We start from the raw sequence: 17,979 nt of genomic DNA, 5'->3' as shown, positions 1-17,979 counted from the left end.
TCAGCGGCGGCGGCGGGCCTGCCACACGGCGCCGGCGGCCAGCACCGCCACGACGGCGCCGCCCGCGACCAGGCCGAGGTCCGGGCCGCTGTCGCCGCCGGGAGAGCCGGGGGAGTCGGAGGAGCCGGAGCCGGCCAGGGCCTCGCCGCACCCGGCCTTCGGGTAGCCGGCGATGGCGCACAGGATGCCCGCCGTGTCGTAGCGCAGCGGCGGGGCGACGGCCGCCAGCACCTCGGCCGAGGTGGCGCCGGTGGGTACGGCGGCGCAGGCGGTGCGCGGCGCGGGCGGGGAGCCGCCGGCCGGGAGGGCGCCGGGCGGGGCGTCGGCGGCGGTGCCGAAGTCGAGCACCACGGCGACCCGCTTGCGGCCGGCCTCGGCGGGCACGGCGGCGCAGGCCGCGTCGAAGTCTCCGGGCGCGCCGGGCCGGGCGGCGTCCTGCCCGCCGTCCGGGCTCACCGCGAAGCGCCAGCCGTCCACGGCGCCGTCCTGCGGGACGTACAGGGCGGGGCCCTGCTGCTGGTACGTCCAGGCGCCGGCCGACCACTTCCAGAACGACCAGTAGCGGTAGCCGGTGGCGTGCGCGGGGGCGGCCGTGAGGAGGGCCAGGAGGCCCAGCAGGACGGCGGCGGCCAGTGCGGCCACCGCCGTCCGCAGGGGTGCCGGGCGGATCACTTGCCGGGCTTCCCGGCCTGCTGCCCGCTGCCGCGCCTGCGCTGCAGGCTGAGCAGCAGGCCGCCGCCGATGCCGATCAGCAGGCCGACGCCGACCACCCACAGGGTCGAGATGCCGCTGCCGCCGTCCTTCTTCTTCTCGGCGGTCGCGGCGGCCGTGGGGGTCGCGGCCACCGTCTTGGGCGCGGGCCCGGCGGCGGTGAGCTGCTTGACGAGGTCGGCGCCGCCGAAGTCGGCCGGGTTGCGCTGGGCGGCCTGCGCGACCAGCAGCAGCGTGGCGGTGGCGGACGCGTCCGTGCCGTCCTTCGTCCAGCTCCCGCCCTGGGCGGCGAGCCAGTCGACGGCGCCGGCCGCCTGCTTCGGGTGGCCCGCCTGGATCAGGCTGAGCGCCGCCCAGGAGGTCGCGGTGAAGTCGGGGGTGGCGGCCGCGCCCGGCATGGTCAGCATCAGGTGCTGCCCGTTGGCGCCGAGCTGCCCGGTCAGGTACGCGGCGGCCGCCTCGGCGGAGTCGGTGCGCGCCATCGGCTGCGCCGAGGTGTCGGTGCAGGTCAGCGCCTTGGGCGCGGCCTCCACCTGGTTGGTGTTGGTGACCGGCAGCCGGCCCCCGGCGGCAGCCAGCGTGGCCTGCGAGCTGGCCAGGTCGTTGGCCTTGAGCGTGCCCTCGGGCGCGGGCTGGTAGGCGAAGGCACCGCGCTGCTCGGCGGGGGCGGCGCAGCCGAGCTGGAACAGCGCGAGCCCGTCGAAGCCGCTCTTTCCGGCCTTGGCGACGCCGGCCGGGTCCGCCTTGGCCGCGAACAGCGCGCTGACGGCGAGGCCGGTGGAGTTCGCGTCCCCCGGGTTGCCGGGGTTGTAGGCCCAGGTGCCGTCCGCGTTCTGGTTGGCCTTCAACCACTGGACGCCCTTGTCGACCGCGTCCTGGTGGCCGCCGAGCGTCACCAGGGCCTGCACGGCGGCGGCGGTGGCGTTGCTGTCCTCGGTCTTCGCGTCGCACGCGGCGGCGCTGTCGGGGTTGTAGGACATCCAGCCGCCGTCCGCGCACTGCTGGCCGGTCAGCCAGCCGACGGCGGAGTCGGCCGGGACGACCTTGGCACCCGCAAGCGCGGTCAGCGCCAGCGACTGGCGCCACACGCCGTCGTACGTCGGATCGCCCGCGCCGTACAGCCCGGCCGGGGCGGCGGGGGCGGTCGGAGCGGGGCTGTCGGCGAGGGCCGGTGCGGCGGCGGCGCCGGCCAGCAGTACGGCGGAGAGCGTGGCTGCGCCCAGGCGGGCGGCGGTCAGCATGGCGGGAGGGTGCCTTTCGGTGAGCGGTGGTTGGCCCGGTGACGGGCCGTCCGTAGACCTCGACGGTGCCGGGCGGACGCCCGGCATGGCCGCTCGCCCCTTCCCGGGCGGTCCGGCTCGCCCGGCGCCTGGGCGCGCGGGCTCACGGTTGCGGGGTCAGCGCCGGTGTCGCACCGGCTTTCCCCGGAAGAGAGGCGGATGCAGTTGTGGTGCCCGACGACTCTAGCCGCCCGCCCCGCCGCCGTGCCCCGGGCGCGGTGTGGGGTGGGTCGCACCCGCCGGCCGCCGGGACGAGAACTAGAACCGGTATCAGCACCCCCGGCCGCCGGGTTCAGGGGAGGGCGAGCAGCCGGGCGGCGGTGTGCAGGTCGGCCCGGACCTCGGCGATCGACGCGCGGCCCGAGAGCCAGGAGACCAGTGCGGAGTGCCAGGTGTGCTCGATCACCCGGACGGCGGCACGCTGCTGCTCGCTGGGTGGCCCGGCCTGGCCGATCGCGTCCAGGATGATCTGTGCGGTGAGGGCGGCCACCCGGTCGACCTCGGCGCTGACCGAGCGGTCGGCGAAGGACAGCGCCCGGACCATCGCCTCGGCCAGCAGCGGATCGCGCTGCAGCGCGTGGAAGGCCCGGGTGAGGGTCTCGGCGACCCGCAGCGCCGGGTCATCGCCGGCCGGCGGGTACCGGCGGACCTGGTCGAGCAGCTGCTGGAGCTGCTCCTGCATCACCGCGACCAGCAGGTGCACCTTGGACGGGAAGTAGCGGTACAGCGTGCCGAGCGCGACCTGGGCGCCGTCCGCCACCTCGCGCATCTGCACCGCCTCGTACCCGCCGCGGCCGGCCAGCGAGGTGGCGGTGCGCAGGATCCGCAGCCGGCGCTCGGCCTGGCGCGGGGTCAGCGGGACGCCGGTGGGCTGCGCCGCGGCCGGGCTGGTCGGGGCGGTCGGGGTGGTCGGCAAAGGGGCCCCCAGGGCGCGAGGTCACGGCGGGTCGCAGGATGGGTCGCGGCGTGGCGTGAATCACCAGCCCTGGCTCTGAAGCACAAGCTACGGGCCGGTATCTTCGAGGTCTCTCATTGTTCACCTACGCAATGACGATCCCGCACCACAGTGAAACCTGATCTACTTTAGCGCCGTGGCCGTTCCGGGCCCGGGCGGGGATCAGACCCGAACAGCAGAGATAAGGGGCCGAGGATGACCGCGCAGCCGCTGCGGATTGCTCTGCTGTCCTACCGAGGCGATCCGTTCTGCGGAGGCCAGGGCGTGTACGTCCGGCACCTGTCCCGGGAGCTGGCGCGGCTCGGCCACCACGTCGACGTGATCGGCTCGCAGCCCTTCCCCGTCCTGGACGAGGTCGCCGGCCCCGGCTCGGTACGGCTGGTGGAACTGCCCAGCCTGGACCTCTACCGCGCCGACGACCCGTTCCGCACCCCCGCCCTCGCCGAGTACCGCGGCCCGGTCGACGTACTGGAGGTCGCCGGGATGCGCACCGGCGGCTTCCCCGAGCCGCTGACCTTCTCGCTGCGCGCCCGGCAGTACCTGGCCCGGCACAAGGGCCGCTACGACGTCGTGCACGACAACCAGACACTCGGCTACGGCCTGCTCGGCCTGGCCCGGCACGGCTTCCCGCTGGTCACCACCATCCATCACCCGATCACGGTGGACCGGCAGTTGGAGCTCGACGCGGCCCCCACCCGGTTGCGCCGGCTCTCGCTGCGCCGCTGGTACGCCTTCACCCGGATGCAGCGCCGGGTCGCCGCCCGCCTGGAGCACATCATCACCGTGTCCGGCAGCTCGAAGGCCGAGATCGCCCAGCACCTGGGCGCCGCCCCGGACGCCGTCTCGGTGGTGCCGATCGGCGCCGACACCCGGCTCTGGTCGCCCTCGCCGGACATCGCGCAGGTACCCGGCCGGATCGTGACGACCTCCAGCGCCGACGTCCCGCTGAAGGGGTTGGTGTACCTGGTGGAGGCGCTGGCCAAGGTCCGCACCGAGCGCGAGGCGCACCTGGTGGTGGTCTGCAGGCAGCGCACCGACGGCCCGGTCGCGGAGGCGGTCCGGCGCTTCGGCCTGGAGGCGCACATCGAGTTCCGCAGCGGGCTCACCGACCAGGAGCTGGTCGACCTCTACCGCTCCGCCGAGGTCGCCTGCGTGCCGTCGCTGTACGAGGGCTTCTCGCTGCCGGCCGCCGAGGCGATGGCCACCGGCACGCCGCTGGTCGCCACCACCGGCGGGGCGATCCCCGAGGTGGCCGGGCCGGACGGCGAGAGCTGCCTGGCCGTGCCGCCGGGCGACGCGGGCGCACTGGCCACGGCGCTCGGCCGGCTGCTGGACGACCCGGCGCTGCGGGCGGCGCTCGGCGCGGCCGGGCGGGAGCGGGTGCTGGCCCGGTTCACCTGGGAGCGGGCGGCCGAGCTGACCGTCGAGCGCTACCGGGCGGCGGTCGCCACCGGAGCCGGGCAGCGGGCGCGCTCCGGCGCGGGCTGGCGCTACGTCGCCTGACCGCCGCACGCCCCGCATGACGTAGCGTCAAGAAGGTTTGGTACCAAGGAATGGGAGCCCCGCAGTGCTGACCGTCGATTTCTCTCGCTTCCCGCTCGCCCCCGGCGACCGGGTGCTCGACCTGGGCTGCGGCGGGGGGCGGCACGCGTTCGAGTGCTACCGGCGCGGCGCCGACGTGGTCGCCCTCGACCAGAACGCCGACGAGATCGCCGAGGTCCGGAAGTGGTTCGCGGCGATGGCCGAGGCGGGCGAGGCCCCGGCCGGCGCCTCCGCGGTGGCGATGGAGGGCAACGCACTGGCCCTGCCGTTCGAGGACGAGTCCTTCGACAAGATCATCATCTCCGAGGTGATGGAGCACATCCCGGACGACAAGGGCGTGCTGAACGAGATGTTCCGGGTGCTCAAGCCCGGCGGGCTGCTCGCCGTCACCGTGCCCCGCTGGCTGCCGGAGAAGATCTGCTGGGCGCTCTCCGACGAGTACCACGCCAACGAGGGCGGCCACATCCGGATCTACCGCGGCGACGAGCTGCTGGAGAAGCTGACGGACGCCGGCCTCACCCCGTACGGCACCCACCACGCGCACGCGCTGCACTCGCCGTACTGGTGGATCAAGTGCGCGGTCGGCGTCGGCAACGACAAGGCCCTGCCGGTGAAGGCCTACCACCAGCTGCTGGTCTGGGACATCGTCGGCACCCCGGTGATCAGCACCCTCACCAAGGCCGCCGAGAAGGCGCTCAACCCGGTGATCGGCAAGAGCTTCGTCGCGTACGCCTCCAAGCCCCGGCTGGCCGGCGCGTGAGCGCCGCCGTCCCCGAGGCGCTGCTGCTCGACGGGGTGCTGGACGCCGAGCAGGCCGCCGCGACCGTCCGCAGCATCCTCGCCGAGCAGCGGCCGGACGGCGCCATCGCCTGGTTCACCGGCCACCACCTCGACCCGTGGGACCACACCGAGGCCGCGATGGCCCTCGACACGGCCGGCGAGCACGCCGCCGCCGAGGCCGCCTACCGCTGGCTCGCCGCCCACCAGAACCCCGACGGCTCCTGGTACGCCGCCTACACCGACGGCGAGGTGACCGACGCGTCGAAGGAGACCAACTTCTGCGCGTACATCGCGGTCGGCGTCTGGCACCACCACCTCAGCACCGGCGACGACGCCTTCCTGGACTGGATCTGGCCCACCGTCAGGCGCGCCCTCGACTTCACCGTCGGCCTGCGGCTGCCCGGCGGGCCGATCGCCTGGCGGCTCGACGCGGACGGCACCGCGCCCGACGAGGCGCTGCTCACCGGCTCCTCCAGCATCCTGCACGCGCTGCGCTGCGGCCTGGCCGTCGCCGACTACCTGGAGGAGCCGCAGCCCGACTGGGAGCTGGCCGCCGGCCGGCTGGGGCACGCAGTGGCCCGCCATCCGGAGCGGTTCCTCGACAAGGGCCGCTTCTCGATGGACTGGTACTACCCCGTGCTCGGCACCGCACTGCGCGGCCCGGCCGCCCTGGAGCGGATCGAACGGGACTGGGCGCGCTTCGTCGTCCCCGGCCTCGGCGTGCGCTGCGTCAGCGACCGGCCCTGGGTCACCGGCGGGGAGAGCGCCGAACTCGCTCTCGCCCTCTGGGCGGTGGGGGAGTCCGACCGCGCGGTGGAGATCCTGCGCTGGATCCAGCGGCTGCGGCACACCGACGGCTCGTACTGGACGGGCTACGTCTTCGAGGACGACGCCGTCTGGCCGGAGGAGCGCACCACCTGGACGGCCGGCGCCCTGCTGCTCGCGGTGGCCGCGCTCGGCGGCGACCCGGCCACCGTCGCGGTCTTCGGCGGCGAGGACCTGCCGGCCGGCCTGCTGGTGCAGGACTGCTGCTGAGCCCTCCGGCCGGAGCGCGAACAGGAGCGTGCACACGAGTGGGGCGGGACCGGAGATCCGGTCCCGCCCCACTGCTGTCCCGCTGTCCTGCTGTACCGCCGGCCTGATCAGCCGCGCTGGATGTCCGCGGTCTCGTTCAGCACGCCCTGCGAGCCGTCCTGGAGCTGGGCGACCAGCGCGCTGCCGCGCTGCTCGACCGCGAGGTACCAGGTGCCGGGAACGAGCTGGCCGACCGGGCCGCCGTGCGGGTTGTCCTTCGGCGCGAGCTGGCGCGGCGCCGGGACGGCGAACCAGAACGGCGCGAAGTCCGCGGCCGGAGCCGCCGGGGCGGCGACGGTGGGCGTCGGCGCGGCCTGCGCCTGGACGGGCTGCGGCTGGGCCTGCTGGGCGCCGAAGGAGGCGTCCTGCGGCTGGCCCGGAGCCGGGTAGCCGTAACCGCCGGCCGGCTGCGGCTGGCCGTAGGCCGACGGCTGGGCCGCGTCCTGGCCGGGGGCCGGGTAGCCGTACTGGCCGGGCTGGCCGACCTGCGGGGCACCCGGGGCCGGGTAGCCGGCCGCGCCGGGGTAACCGGGCTGGACGGCGGGCTTGTCGCTCACCAGCGGTGCCTGCAGCGCGGGCACCAGCGGGCCGGCCGCGGCCGCACCGGCGAGCACCAGCAGCGAGAGGACGGCGAGCCAGGCACCGAAGCCGTGGCTGATCGCGCTGCTGTCGCCGCCGCCGCCGAGGGCCCAGATCGAGGACCACAGCGCGGCCACGGCGAGGCCGATGCCCCACTGGTCGAGCCGCAGGCCGAGCACCTGGCGGGTGGCGGCGGCAGCGCCCTGGAAGCGCTGCACCAGGATCAGGGCCGCCGCGGCGAGGCCGAGCAGGAAGATCGACGGCAGGACCGGGAAGAGGCTGGTGTCCCAGGCGCTCGTCGAGGACGAGCAGCTGCGGACGGCGGTGCCCCCGCAGACGTCGATGGTCAGGTAAGGCAGGAAGGACGCGATGAAGAGCAGGACGGCCGCACCTGCGACGGCGGCGTCTCCCCTGGTGAGAGCGCGCAGATTCACTAACGTTCCCCTCGTTGGTGTGTCGTGGACGGCAGCTTGCTCGTTCGGCCTACCGGATGGCTACCCAGAAAACTCCCGAACGGACCAAGAGCCTAGGGCCAACGCCCGAGCGTGTGCACGGCGGGCTCCGTAATGGGGCAAAGTCGTTGCAAAACAAGCACCGCAGGTCAGCCCGGTGTGGTCAGATACGCCGTCAGCGCGTCGGCGATCCCCTGGGCGGCCTGCTGGCGCCACTGAGGGTCGGTCATCCGCTTGGCATCACCGGCGTTGCGCATGTTGCCGCACTCGATGAACACCTTGGGGACGGCCGACAGGTTCAGTCCGCCGAGGTCGGAGCGGGTGTCCAGGCCCTGCGAGGCGATGTAGTCGGCGTACGGCTCACCCGTCGCCGCCTTGAAACTGTCGCGCAGCAGCAGGCCCAGACGGTGCGAGGACGCGACGATCCCCGAGGTGTCGGCCCGCCCGGCGGTCACCTTGGCCGGCATGATCACGTGGAAGCCGCTGCCGGAGGCGGGGCCGCCGTCCCCGTGCACGGACACGGCGGCGTCCGCGTGCGCGGTGTTGCCGGCCCTGGCCCGCTCGTCGATGCACGGCCCCCACGGCTTGTCGCCGTCCTGGGTGAACACGACGGTCGCGCCGCGGGCCTCCAGCAGGGCGCGGGCCCGGCGCGACACGTCGAGGGTGTACTCCGCCTCGGTGTACCCGGCGTTGGTCGCCGTGCCGGTGGTGTCGCACTCCTTGCGGCTGTTGCCGATGTCGACCTGGCGGTTTATCTCGGTGGTGTGCTTCCCGTTGGCCGTGTTGTGGCCGGGGTCGAGCAGTACGGTGCGCCCCGCCAGGGCGTGGTCGGTCGGCGCGGCCGGCGCCGGGGCGGCAGCGGCTGCGGGCTGCGGGCTCCCGCTGGGCAGCGCGGTCGGCAGCGCGGTGGGCCAGGCGGTCAGCAGGTCGTCCGGGGCCGGCCCGGCGACGGCGTCGGCGCCCGGGGCGCCGCCGGCCGGCTCCGCGGCGGGGCCGCCCGCGACGGCGTGCCAGCCCAGCCAGCCCGCGAGGCAGAGCGGCAGCAGCGCGCCGCCGACGGCGGCCCGGCGCAGGCGGCTCCGGCGCCGGGGGAGGTTCTCGTCACGGGGGTCGGGGTACTGGGGGGCGGTGCCGGTCACGGGTCGTTCAGATCCTGTCCCACGTGCGCGCCGTCAGGCCGTAGCTGCCGGCGAGCGTGTTCCATTTCGCGACGAAGTCCTTCTTGGACTGCGTGGCCTGCGGGTTGAGCTCGTCCGCCCGCTTCTTGTCGGCGGTGGTCGGGGCGCTGGAGCCGGAGCAGCCCTGGGTGATGACCGTCCGGGCCCAGGTCGCGTACGCGCGGTCGATGTCCGCCGACTGCTGCCACGCGGACTTCAACGACTGGACGGCGTCCGCCCCGCCGGGCACGTCCGCGAGGTTCAGCTTGGCGAGGTCGCCGAGCAGCTGGTCGCGCTGGGTGGCACCGGCGTCGAAGACCTGGGCCGCGCTCTCGATGTCCGCCTTGGCCGGGCAGCTGGAGACCTTGGCCACCGCGCTGCCGATCGGCGCCTTGGCGCCCTCGCCCCGGGTGAGCAGCTCGTCCAGCGCCTGGGCCTGGGCCTGGGCGTTCGCCCCGGCGGAAGGGGAGGCATTCGGGTCGGCCGTGGGGCTCGCCGCGGCCGTCGGGCTCGCGGGCGCGGTGGCGCTCCCGCTCGGCAGCGGAGCGGGCTGCTGGCCGCCGGCCGTGCTGACGGCGGGCGCGGGCGAGGCCTGCTTGTCCTTGTCGCCGGTGCTGTTCTGCACGGCCAGCACCACTCCGGCGCCGAGGCCGAGGACGGCCAGCAGGCCCAGCGCCACGAACAGCGGGGTGCGGTTGCGGCGCGGCCGCTCGTCGTCCTCGTACCGCCCCACCTCCTCGTACCCCGCGTACTCGGGGGCAGCGTCACCCTGCGGGTAGGCGCCCTGCGGGTACGCCTCCTGCGGGTAGGGGTGCTGCGGGTACGGGCCCGGCGGCGGGCCGGCCGGCGGCCGCGGGGCGGTGTGCGAGGGGAAGCCCTGCCCCTGGCCGGGCTGCTGCGGATAGCCGTACCCGGCGGGTGCCTGGGGCACGGCGGGCGCGATCCTGGTCGGCTCCGCGTCGAACCCGGGCGAGGCCGGCAGGTACGGGCGCGCGAGCGGGGGCCCCTGGTCGCCGGCGGGGCCGGGCGGTTGCTGCTGGTGCGCCGGCTGCGCCTGGCCGGGCTGCGGCTGCATCGGGCGCGGCGGCGCCGGCCGGGGCGGTACGGGCTGGGGCTGCGGGGGCTGCGGCCCGGACTGCGGCGGTGCGCCGCCGCCCTCCGGCACGGCGGTGGCCCCCTGTCCGCCGCGTACCCAGCCGCCTGCGCCCCCCCGGGCCGTGGGGTCCCAGACCGCCGGAGCGGTGTTGTTCTGGTCAGTCATGCGATCGCCCCCGCCGTCCCTGCCTCGCCGTGCCTGTCCGTGCGCGTCCTGCCGCCGCCGTCCCGGAGGTCCGCGCGGCCACCGTACCCGGAGAACCCGGGCCCGAGGGCCCCGGTACCCGGACAACCGGGCGGCCTGGGACGACGTTAGAGCATCCGTGATCGCCGCGCGGGAGGTTGCCGCTCCCCGAGACGGCGCGCCCGGCGCGGCACCCGCCCGGCCGGCTCAGGCCGCGGCGGCCGCGGCGCGGCGCAGCACCCGCAGGGATCCCGTCACCGAGACCTCCTCGAAGCCCTCGGCCAGTGCGCGCAGGTAGACCCGGTACGGGGCCTGGCCGCCGTCGGCCGGGTCGGGGAAGACGTCGTGCACCACCAGCACGCCCTCCGGCGCCAGGTGCCGCGCCCAACCCTCGTAGTCGCCGGTCGCGTGCTCGTCGGTGTGGCCGCCGTCGATGAACACCAGGCCCAGCCGGCCGCCCCAGAGCGCGGCGATCTGCGGGGAGCGGCCGACCAGCGCGACCACGTGGTCCTCCAGGCCGGCCGCGTGCAGGGTGCGGCGGAACCGCGGCAGGGTGTCCATCCGGCCGACCTCCTGGTCCACCAGCGTCGGGTCGTGGTACTCCCAGCCGGGCTGCTGCTCCTCGGAGCCGCGGTGGTGGTCCACCGTCAGGGCCACGGTGCCGGCCTCGCGGGCGGCGGCGGCCAGCAGGATCGCGGACCGGCCGCAGTAGGTGCCGATCTCCAGCACCGGCAGGCCCGTCCGCCGGGCCGCCGCGAGGGCCGCCGCGTACAGGGCGAGGCCCTCGTCCACGGGCATGAAGCCGGTCGCGGCTTCGAACGCCGCGAGCACCTCGGGCGCGGGGCCGGTGCTCTCCCTGAGGTCGGACATGGTGGTGCTCCTTGCAGACGGCGGCGGTGGGGGCGGGCCGGGGCCCGGTGGGCGGACGCGGTTGGGACCCTACTCGACGGTACGGCCGGGGCCGCGGGCGGCGGCCGCGCGCGCGGCGCCCCGGGGGCCGGCGGTGTGCCGGGCCCCCGGGGCGGGTGGGGTCGTGCGGCCGGGCCTTCGGCCCGCCGGCTCAGCCGCGTTCGGCGGGGCCCAGCCGGTGGCGGCCGTGCGGGTCCGCCGCGGGGGTGTCGTCGGGTGCGGTCAGGCCGCGGTGCCGGCCGTGCGCGCCACCGGCGGCGGCGCCTTCGTCGGCGCCCCGGCCGGTGGTGTCGGGGCCGGTCGTGTCGGTGAGGGTGTCGGACATCAGAATCGTCTTCCGTGCGAGGGTTTCGGGGATGCGGGTGCTGTCCGGCGCCGCCGCACGGCACCGGGAGGGCACGGCGCCGCGAGGCGCCGCAGGCGGGAGATCACGCCCTCGGCCCCGGCCGGCGAAACGGCCGGGAACAGGCCAGACCCTACCGATCCGGACAGCTCCGGCGGGCGCGGGGTACCGACCCGCCGGTAACCTCCGCCGCCGGCTCCGTCAGCCCGGCCGGCCGGTGCGCAGGAACCCGGCCAGCAGTTCGTGCAGGACCGCCGCGCCCTCCTCGGCGAGCACCTCGTGGCCCGCGCCGGCCGCCTCGACGTAGCGGAAGTCGGCCCCCTCGGTGCGGCCGATCCGGAGCAACTCGTGCCGCAGGGCGCGGGACTGGCTGACCGGCACCACCTCGTCCCGGTCGCCGTGCACCATCAGCAGGGGCGCGCTGATCCGGTGCGCGAGCTGGAGGACGTCGCGCGGGCCCCGGGCGTCCGTGATCGGGTTGCCGCCGCCGAGCCGGGTGGTCAGCTCCCGTACGGGGGCCGCCGCCTCGGCCAGCAGCCGGGCGCCGGACAGGAAGGGCGCCACCACCGCGCACCGCGCGACCTGTTCGGGCGGTGCGTGGGCGGCGGTCAGCAGGGCCAGGAAGGCGCCGTAGCTGACGCCGAACAGCGACGGCGGCTCCAGCCCGAGCGCCGAGCGCTGCCCCGCGATCCCGTCCAGCAGGTCGAGGACGTCCTCCAGATCCGGCCCGCCCCAGGCGCCGCGGACGGCCATCGCGTGCTCCGGTCCGTAGCCGGTGCTGCCGCGCTGGTTGGGGGCCACCACCGCCAGGCCCCCGGCCGCCATCCGCTGGAGCGCCGGGTCGAACTCCAGGAGCCAGGCGTCGGCCGGCCCGCCGTGCAGCGCGAGGACGAGGTGCGGGCTGCTCAGCCAGGCGTCCCCGCCGTACACGACGGCCTCCAACGGCCCTGCGGTGCCGGCGAGTTCCAGGCTCTGCGCGGGGTGCCAGCGGCCGCTGTCACCGGGCGGCGCACTGCCGTCCAGCCGCCAGCCGGGCGGGGAGGTGCGGGAGACCCTCGGCGCGCCGGGGGAGTGCCACGGCAGGGCGGCCTCCCGCCACGGCTGCGGCAGCCCCGCGCTGAGCGGCGCGAGCTGGAGCGGCAGCGGTACGGCGGCGGGCGCGCCGGCCGGCCCCAGGCCGAGCAGGACGTCCACGTCCAGGGTCGCCAGCGCGGCGGGGTGGTCGGGGGCGGAGTAGGGCATCCGCAGCCCGCCCGCCGACCAGTGCCCGACGGCGCCGAGCCGGCCGGGCGGTACCGGCAGTGGGTCCAGCCGGTGGCCCGAGGGCCGCCAGAGCGCGAGCGCGGAGGCCGCGCCGTGGTCGATCTGGACGGCGACCCGGATGTCGCCCGCCGCGTCCGGACGCAGTGCCACCGGGCGCAGGAACATCCCCGGTACGTGCAGGCACTCGGGGAAGCGGACGGGCGCGTCGCCGCCGAGCACGCCCCAGCCGAGCCGGTCGGTGCCGGCGGCGTCGCTGCGCACCATCACGAATCGGGAGTCCGGGTCGATCAGGACCAGCCGGTCGTTGCTGTGCTCGCCGATCTCCAGCAGCGGGCTGACCGCACCGCTTTCCAGGTCGAGCACCACCGACCTGACGCCCTCGGCGCTCACCCGGTCCAGTGCGAGCAGCCGGCCGGTGCGGTCGAGCCAGCTGCCGCCGCCGTGCAGGCCGGGCAGTTCGGCGACCTGCTCCGGTTCGGTGCCGTCCGTGCGGACCAGCCAGAGCGTCGTGACCGGGCGGCTGTCCGACCCGAGGGCGATGGCCACCGGTGCGCCGGGCGGGCGCGGCGCCCCGTCGGCGGCGGGCAGCGCCAGCAGGCGCACGCCGGGCATCACCAGGGTGGCGAGCCGCCGCTCGGCGGCCGGCTCCGCGCCGGGCGCCCGCCCGCCGCCCGCGCCGGGGGCGGCCATCAGCACCAGTTCGTGCCGTTCGCCGTCGTGCCGGCAGACCAGCACCCCGCCGTCGGGCAGGGAGACGAGCTGGGAGTGCAGGCTCTCGGACCGGTGGCCGGGCAGCGCCAGCGCGGTCGGTACGGCGGCGCCGGCCTCCGGGAGGAGCCAGCTCTCCGCGTACCAGCCGCCGTCGGCGCCGGAGGCGAGGCAGGCCGCGTGCGAGCCGTCGGCCGCGAAGGTGAAGCCGATCCGGCGGATCGCCTGGGTCGAGGTACGGGTCGCCACACTCACGGGGCGCCCGCTGCCCGGCGGCCGGCGGGCACCGGCCCCCTCCCCTCGACGGGGCCGGTCCTCCCCGCCCGCTCCGCCGGCCGCTCCGCAGCGTCGGCCGTACGCGGTGATGTGCCCGCTGTCACCCGCTCCACATCCTTCGTATCGGCGCGACGCCGCTTCGGCGTACCGGTGCCCGGGCGGCCGGAGTGCGCACACTGCCCGGCTCCTGCCCGCTCCTGTGCCCGGGACAACTCCCCTCGGCAGGAGTGAAGTTACTTTCGGGTCGGGCGGCGCTCAACGAGAACCGGGTCACTTCACTCATAAGGGTGATCGGTGCCGGCCCTCGAACACCCGCGAGCAGCCCCGCCCGGCCCGGTCCGGTCCGGCCGGGAGGGCGGCTCTCCGGTCCGGGCCGCCCGGGCCCCGCCCGCGACGTGGTGCGCGCCGGTTGACGCGGCGCGGCGGCGGGCGCGCGGCCCCGGCGCGGGGCCGTACCGCGGGCCGTCCCCCGGTGGCCGTGCGCCCGGACGGCCCCTTGCGCACGGTAGTCTCGACAGGTGCCGAAACTGTCCGACGTCATCAGCGCGCTCGAAGAGCTCTACCCGCCGCAGTGGGCGGAGTCCTGGGACGCCGTGGGCCTGGTCTGCGGCGACCCCGAAGCCCGGGTCGGCCGCGTCCTGTTCGCCGTCGATCCCGTGCAGGCCGTCGTCGACGAGGCCGTCGAGTGGGGGGCCGACCTGGTCGTCACCCACCACCCGCTCTACCTGCGCGGCACCACCGGCGTCGCCGCGACCACCTTCAAGGGCCGGGTGGTGCACACCCTGATCTCCTCCGGGATCGCCCTGCACGTCGCGCACACCAACGCGGACCACGCCGACCCCGGCGTCTCGGACGCCCTGGCCGAGGCCGTCGGCCTGCGGGTCACCGGCCCGCTGGTCGCCGACCCGACCGACCCGGCGGCCCGCCGGGGCAGCGGCCGGATCGGCGTGCTGGAGCCACCGCTCACCCTGTCCGCGTTCGCCGACCGGGTCGCCCGCGGCCTGCCGGCCACCGCCGCCGGAGTCCGCGTCGCGGGCGACCCGGACCGGCCGGTCGCCCGGGTCGCCGTCTGCGGCGGCTCCGGGGACAGCTTCCTCGCCGAGGCCCGGGCCGCCGGGGTCGACGCGTACCTCACCGCCGACCTGCGTCACCACCCGGCGTCCGAGGCCGCCGAGACCTCGCCGCTGGCCCTGCTGGACGCCGCGCACTGGGCCACCGAATGGCCCTGGCTGAACCTCGCCGCGCAGGCGCTCGACGCGGCTGCGGCCGAGCACGACTGGCAGCTGGAGACCAAGGTCTCCCACCGGGTCACCGACCCGTGGACCGCGCACGCCCCCATGCCCTTCACCGCCTGACCCGATTCACAGGAGCCCCCCGCTTGAACGCCGCGCCCGCCGACCAGATCCGCCTGCTCGACCTCCAGGCCATCGACTCGAAGCTCGACCTGCTGGCCCACCGGCGCCGCAGCCTGCCCGAGCACGCCGAGATCGACAGGGCCACCGCCGACCACACCGCCCTGAAGTCCCTGGTCGTCGCCGCGCAGGCGCAGCTCGGTGACACCACCCGCGAGCTGACCAAGGCCGAGCAGGACGTCGAGCAGGTGCGCACCCGCGCCGCCCGCAACCAGCAGCGGATGGACTCCGGCGCGATCACCTCGCCGAGGGACCTGGAGAACCTCCAGCACGAGGTCGGCTCGCTGGCCAAGCGCCAGTCCGACCTGGAGGACGTCGTCCTGGAGATCATGGAGCGGATGGAGTCCGCCCAGACCCGGGTCACCGAACTCGGCGCCCGCCTGGAGCACTCCACCGTCACCCTGAACGAGGCCGAGGCCCGCCGTGAGGCCGCCTTCACCGAGATCGACGCCGAGGTCGAGAAGGTCCGCCGCGACCGCGAGGTCGTCGCCGTCGCCGTTCCCGAGGACCTCCAGAAGCTCTACAACCGCCTGCGCGAGCAGCAGGGCGGCGTCGGCGCGGCCCGGCTGTACCAGCGCCGCTGCGAGGGCTGCCGGGTCGAGTTCGCGGTCTCCGACCTGAACGCCATCAAGGCCGAGCCCAAGGACGCGGTCGTGCGCTGCGACAACTGCGGGCGCATCCTGGTGCGCACCGGCGAGTCGGGCGTCTGACCCGATGGCGGCGCGGAGGTTCATCGTCGAGGCCGACGGCGGCTCCCGGGGCAACCCGGGGCCGGCGGGCTACGGCGCTCTGGTCCGGGACGGCGACACCGGTCAGATCATCGCCGAGGCCGCCGAGTTCATCGGGCACGCGACCAACAACGTCGCCGAGTACAAGGGACTGATCGCCGGGCTGCGGGCGGCCCGCGAGCTGGACCCGGACGCCGCCGTCGACGTCCGGATGGACTCCAAGCTCGTCGTCGAGCAGATGTCCGGGCGCTGGAAGATCAAGCACCCCGACATGCAGCCGCTCGCCGCCGAGGCGAAGACGATCCTGCCGCGCGGCCAGGTCAAGTACACCTGGATCCCGCGTGAGCGGAACAAGGACGCGGACCGGCTGGCCAACGAGGCGATGGACGCGGGCCGGGCCGGGCGCCAGTGGGAGCCCAGGCCGCCGAAGGCCGCTCCCGCCGCCGTGGCGGACGAGCCCGCGCCGCTGGAGACGGCGACCCCCAGGGCCGGCTGGGCCGCGCCCGCCGACCTCGGCACGCCCACCACCTTCGTCCTGCTCCGGCACGGCGAGACCCTCCTCACTCCGGAGAAGCGGTTCTCCGGCAGCGGCGGCAGCGACCCGGGACTCTCCGAGAAGGGCCGCTGGCAGGCCGAGCGGGCCGCCGGGGCGATGGCGGAGCGCGGCACGATCCAGGCCGTCGTGAGCTCCCCGATGCTGCGCACCCGGCAGACCGCCGAGGCCGTGGCCACCCGGCTCGGCCTCGACGTGCGGATCGAGGAGGGCCTGCGCGAGCTGGACTTCGGCGACTGGGAGGGCCTCACCTTCGCCGAGGTGCGCGAGCGCCACCCCGAGGACCTGAACGCCTGGCTCGGCTCCGCGAAGGCGAAGCCGACCGGCGGCAGCGAGAGCTTCACCACCCTCACCCACCGGGTCGGCGTCGCCCGCGACAAGATCATCGCCAGGTACGCCGGCAAGACCGTGCTGGTGGTCTCGCACGTCAGCCCGATCAAGACGCTGGTGCGCCTGGCCCTCGGCGCACCGCCGGACTCGCTCTACCGGATGGAGCTGTCGGCCGCCGCCCTGTGCGCCGTGCAGTACTACGCGGACGGCAACGCCTCGCTGCGCCTGCTGAACGACACCAGCCACCTGCGCTGACCCGCCGGCCACCTGCGCTGACCCGCAGGGCCGGCGGCCGGCCTCGCCGCCGGCCGCCGCCCGGTCAGTGGATCTCGGTCACCACGACGTCGAGCTGCCACGGCTTGCGCGCCGTGCCCCGGGCCGCCACCTCGACCCGGTAACCCAGCGCCAGCAGCGCGTCCACCAGCTCACCGGGCGTCTTCGGCTCGGCGCCGGCCAGCAGCAGGTCGCGGACCAGCCGCCCCTTGGTGGCCTTGTTGAAGTGGCTCACCACCGAGCGCTTCAGCACCCCGGCGACCTCCCGCTCCTGGAGCACCCGGACGGTCGCCGTCCGCTCGACCGGCTCGCCCGCCGGCTTCCAGGCGGCCGCGTACGCCGCACTGCGCAGGTCCAGCACCAGACCGTCCGCGACCTCCGGCAGCACCGGCGCCAGCGCGCTCCGCCAGTGTGCTCCGAGTGCCCCCAGCGGCGGCAGTTTCACGCCCATCGAGCAGCGGTACGAGGGGATCCGGTCGCTGATCCGCACCGCACCCCAGAGCCCCGAGAACACCAGCAGCGAGCGCTCCGCCCGCGCGTACGCGGCCTCGTCCAGCGTCGCCAGCCCCAGCGCGTCGAACAGCACGCCGGTGTACACCTCGCCGGCCGGCCGGGCCCCCGCCGTGAGCAGCCCCGCGTTGCGGGCCACCTCCCCGCGCAGCCCCGGGCTCAGCCCGAGCACCCCGGCCGCGTGGTCCTCGTCACCGCGGCACAGCTCCACCAGGTTCCTCAGCACACTCTCGCGCGCCTCGGTCAGCCCCGGCAGCGAGAGCCCGCCCAGCGCGAGCGGCACGCCGGCCTCGGACGCGGCCTTGCCCTCCGAGGGCGGCAACAGGACCAGCACGGGCGGCACTCCTCAACAAACTGTGGCAGTTGACCCCGACACCCTACGCAACCGCGCCCCGGCGTGCGGACACCCGCTCACTCCCCGGCCACCGCCACCACCGCCGAGCCCGCGCCCAGCACCAGGCAGAGCGGGGAGTAGTACCGGCGGTCCAGCCGCAGGAAGCGCTCCGACCGCTCGACCCGGCCGCTGGTGAACAGCACCGGCCCGGCCGATCCGCGCGCCAGCAGCACCCCCGCGACCGTCCCCGCACCGGCCCGGCGCAGCCACCGCGGCCCCGCGGCCGGCAGCGCGCCCGCCCGGGCACCGACCAGGTACGCACCCGCCCCGAGCAGCCCCGCCACCGCGACACAGGCCGCCGGCGACGGCGCCCGCCGCTCCTCCACCCCGACCACCGAGTCCGCGAACTCCGCCCGCGTCGGCAGCGGCCACGGCGAGCGCGCCCACACCGCGTGCAGCACCCCCGTGGCGGCGAGCGCCGCCGACACCGCCGTCCCCGTCGTCCGTACCGCCGTCATCGTGTCTCCCCCT

At 76.0% G+C, this 17,979-nt stretch carries 17 protein-coding genes and 1 riboswitch; of the genes, 6 read left to right on the top strand and 11 right to left on the bottom strand.

Annotated features, from left to right (window positions below):
• The 3 genes from ACFUK0_RS09970 to ACFUK0_RS09960 form a co-directional block, all read right to left on the bottom strand.
• On the bottom strand, nt 1-672 hold the full coding sequence (locus tag ACFUK0_RS09970) for an SCO2322 family protein (RefSeq protein ID WP_380248092.1): 672 nt from the start codon (nt 670-672) through the stop codon (nt 1-3).
• The gene (locus ACFUK0_RS09965; protein ID WP_380248090.1) at nt 669-1,952 is read right to left on the bottom strand and encodes a hypothetical protein; all 1,284 of its coding nucleotides are present in this window, start codon (nt 1,950-1,952) and stop codon (nt 669-671) included. Before ACFUK0_RS09965 ends, ACFUK0_RS09970 begins: the two co-directional genes overlap by 4 nt.
• 109 nt (nt 1,953-2,061) lie before the next feature.
• A riboswitch (cobalamin riboswitch) is annotated at nt 2,062-2,135 on the bottom strand.
• A gap of 148 nt (nt 2,136-2,283) precedes the next feature.
• Nucleotides 2,284-2,907, bottom strand: a complete 624-nt coding sequence (locus ACFUK0_RS09960; RefSeq protein ID WP_380248088.1) for a TetR family transcriptional regulator — start codon at nt 2,905-2,907, stop codon at nt 2,284-2,286.
• Nucleotides 2,908-3,141: 234 nt separating this feature from the next.
• On the opposite strand from ACFUK0_RS09960, the gene ACFUK0_RS09955 reads away from it, so the two are divergent.
• From ACFUK0_RS09955 to ACFUK0_RS09945, 3 genes are all read left to right on the top strand, one after another.
• Nucleotides 3,142-4,449: a glycosyltransferase family 4 protein gene (locus tag ACFUK0_RS09955; RefSeq protein ID WP_380248086.1), complete on the top strand. Its 1,308-nt coding sequence runs from the start codon at nt 3,142-3,144 to the stop codon at nt 4,447-4,449.
• 64 nt (nt 4,450-4,513) lie between these two features.
• Complete coding sequence (locus ACFUK0_RS09950; protein WP_380248084.1) at nt 4,514-5,248, top strand: class I SAM-dependent methyltransferase; 735 nt, start codon at nt 4,514-4,516, stop codon at nt 5,246-5,248.
• The gene (locus ACFUK0_RS09945; protein ID WP_380248083.1) at nt 5,245-6,303 is read left to right on the top strand and encodes a prenyltransferase; all 1,059 of its coding nucleotides are present in this window, start codon (nt 5,245-5,247) and stop codon (nt 6,301-6,303) included. The genes ACFUK0_RS09950 and ACFUK0_RS09945 overlap by 4 nt, the downstream gene beginning before the upstream one ends.
• A 107-nt stretch (nt 6,304-6,410) precedes the next feature.
• On the opposite strand, the gene ACFUK0_RS09940 is transcribed toward ACFUK0_RS09945, so the two are convergent.
• The 6 genes from ACFUK0_RS09940 to ACFUK0_RS09915 form a co-directional block, all read right to left on the bottom strand.
• Complete coding sequence (locus tag ACFUK0_RS09940; protein WP_380248081.1) at nt 6,411-7,355, bottom strand: hypothetical protein; 945 nt, start codon at nt 7,353-7,355, stop codon at nt 6,411-6,413.
• Between the two features lie 167 nt (nt 7,356-7,522).
• The gene (locus ACFUK0_RS09935) at nt 7,523-8,512 is read right to left on the bottom strand and encodes an N-acetylmuramoyl-L-alanine amidase (protein WP_380248079.1); all 990 of its coding nucleotides are present in this window, start codon (nt 8,510-8,512) and stop codon (nt 7,523-7,525) included.
• A gap of 7 nt (nt 8,513-8,519) precedes the next feature.
• Nucleotides 8,520-9,791 (bottom strand): hypothetical protein, encoded by a 1,272-nt coding sequence (locus ACFUK0_RS09930; RefSeq protein WP_380248077.1) that lies wholly within the window; start codon nt 9,789-9,791, stop codon nt 8,520-8,522.
• Nucleotides 9,792-10,016: 225 nt separating this feature from the next.
• Nucleotides 10,017-10,679 carry a class I SAM-dependent methyltransferase gene (locus ACFUK0_RS09925; protein ID WP_380248075.1) on the bottom strand — a complete coding sequence of 221 codons (663 nt, stop codon included), beginning with the start codon at nt 10,677-10,679 and terminating at the stop codon, nt 10,017-10,019.
• Nucleotides 10,680-10,869: 190 nt separating this feature from the next.
• The gene (locus tag ACFUK0_RS09920) at nt 10,870-11,043 is read right to left on the bottom strand and encodes a hypothetical protein (protein ID WP_380248074.1); all 174 of its coding nucleotides are present in this window, start codon (nt 11,041-11,043) and stop codon (nt 10,870-10,872) included.
• 219 nt (nt 11,044-11,262) lie between these two features.
• A complete protein-coding gene (locus ACFUK0_RS09915; RefSeq protein ID WP_380248072.1) occupies nt 11,263-13,287 on the bottom strand; it encodes an alpha/beta fold hydrolase in 2,025 nt (674 codons plus the stop codon).
• Between the two features lie 539 nt (nt 13,288-13,826).
• Between ACFUK0_RS09915 and ACFUK0_RS09910 the strand changes: the two genes are divergently transcribed.
• From ACFUK0_RS09910 to ACFUK0_RS09900, 3 genes are read left to right on the top strand one after another with little or no spacing between them, the layout of a single operon-like run.
• Entirely contained in the window at nt 13,827-14,663 is an 837-nt protein-coding gene (locus ACFUK0_RS09910; protein WP_380248070.1) for a Nif3-like dinuclear metal center hexameric protein, read from the top strand.
• 23 nt (nt 14,664-14,686) lie between these two features.
• Nucleotides 14,687-15,430: a zinc ribbon domain-containing protein gene (locus ACFUK0_RS09905; protein WP_380248068.1), complete on the top strand. Its 744-nt coding sequence runs from the start codon at nt 14,687-14,689 to the stop codon at nt 15,428-15,430.
• 4 nt (nt 15,431-15,434) lie between these two features.
• Nucleotides 15,435-16,586 carry a bifunctional RNase H/acid phosphatase gene (locus ACFUK0_RS09900; protein WP_380248066.1) on the top strand — a complete coding sequence of 384 codons (1,152 nt, stop codon included), beginning with the start codon at nt 15,435-15,437 and terminating at the stop codon, nt 16,584-16,586.
• Nucleotides 16,587-16,650: 64 nt separating this feature from the next.
• Here ACFUK0_RS09900 and yaaA read toward each other — a convergent pair whose 3' ends face one another.
• Nucleotides 16,651-17,448 carry a peroxide stress protein YaaA gene (yaaA, locus tag ACFUK0_RS09895; protein WP_380248064.1) on the bottom strand — a complete coding sequence of 266 codons (798 nt, stop codon included), beginning with the start codon at nt 17,446-17,448 and terminating at the stop codon, nt 16,651-16,653.
• A gap of 77 nt (nt 17,449-17,525) precedes the next feature.
• Nucleotides 17,526-17,966: a DUF3995 domain-containing protein gene (locus ACFUK0_RS09890; protein ID WP_380248062.1), complete on the bottom strand. Its 441-nt coding sequence runs from the start codon at nt 17,964-17,966 to the stop codon at nt 17,526-17,528.
• Between the last annotated feature and the right edge of the window lie 13 nt (nt 17,967-17,979).

Origin of the sequence: Kitasatospora sp. NPDC057223 (assembly GCF_042669755.1) — a bacterium.
GTDB lineage: Bacteria > Actinomycetota > Actinomycetes > Streptomycetales > Streptomycetaceae > Kitasatospora.
Note: the sequence above shows the minus strand (reverse complement) of the source record. Positions and strands in the feature narration are given on the sequence as shown.

Coding starts and splice junctions, on each gene's coding strand:
- ACFUK0_RS09920 (WP_380248074.1), bottom strand. CDS start 11,043: ATGTCCGACACCCTCACCGACACGACCGGCCCCGACACCACCGGCCGG.
- ACFUK0_RS09930 (WP_380248077.1), bottom strand. CDS start 9,791: ATGACTGACCAGAACAACACCGCTCCGGCGGTCTGGGACCCCACGGCC.
- ACFUK0_RS09965 (WP_380248090.1), bottom strand. CDS start 1,952: ATGCTGACCGCCGCCCGCCTGGGCGCAGCCACGCTCTCCGCCGTACTG.
- ACFUK0_RS09955 (WP_380248086.1), top strand. CDS start 3,142: ATGACCGCGCAGCCGCTGCGGATTGCTCTGCTGTCCTACCGAGGCGAT.
- ACFUK0_RS09900 (WP_380248066.1), top strand. CDS start 15,435: ATGGCGGCGCGGAGGTTCATCGTCGAGGCCGACGGCGGCTCCCGGGGC.
- ACFUK0_RS09925 (WP_380248075.1), bottom strand. CDS start 10,679: ATGTCCGACCTCAGGGAGAGCACCGGCCCCGCGCCCGAGGTGCTCGCG.
- ACFUK0_RS09890 (WP_380248062.1), bottom strand. CDS start 17,966: ATGACGGCGGTACGGACGACGGGGACGGCGGTGTCGGCGGCGCTCGCC.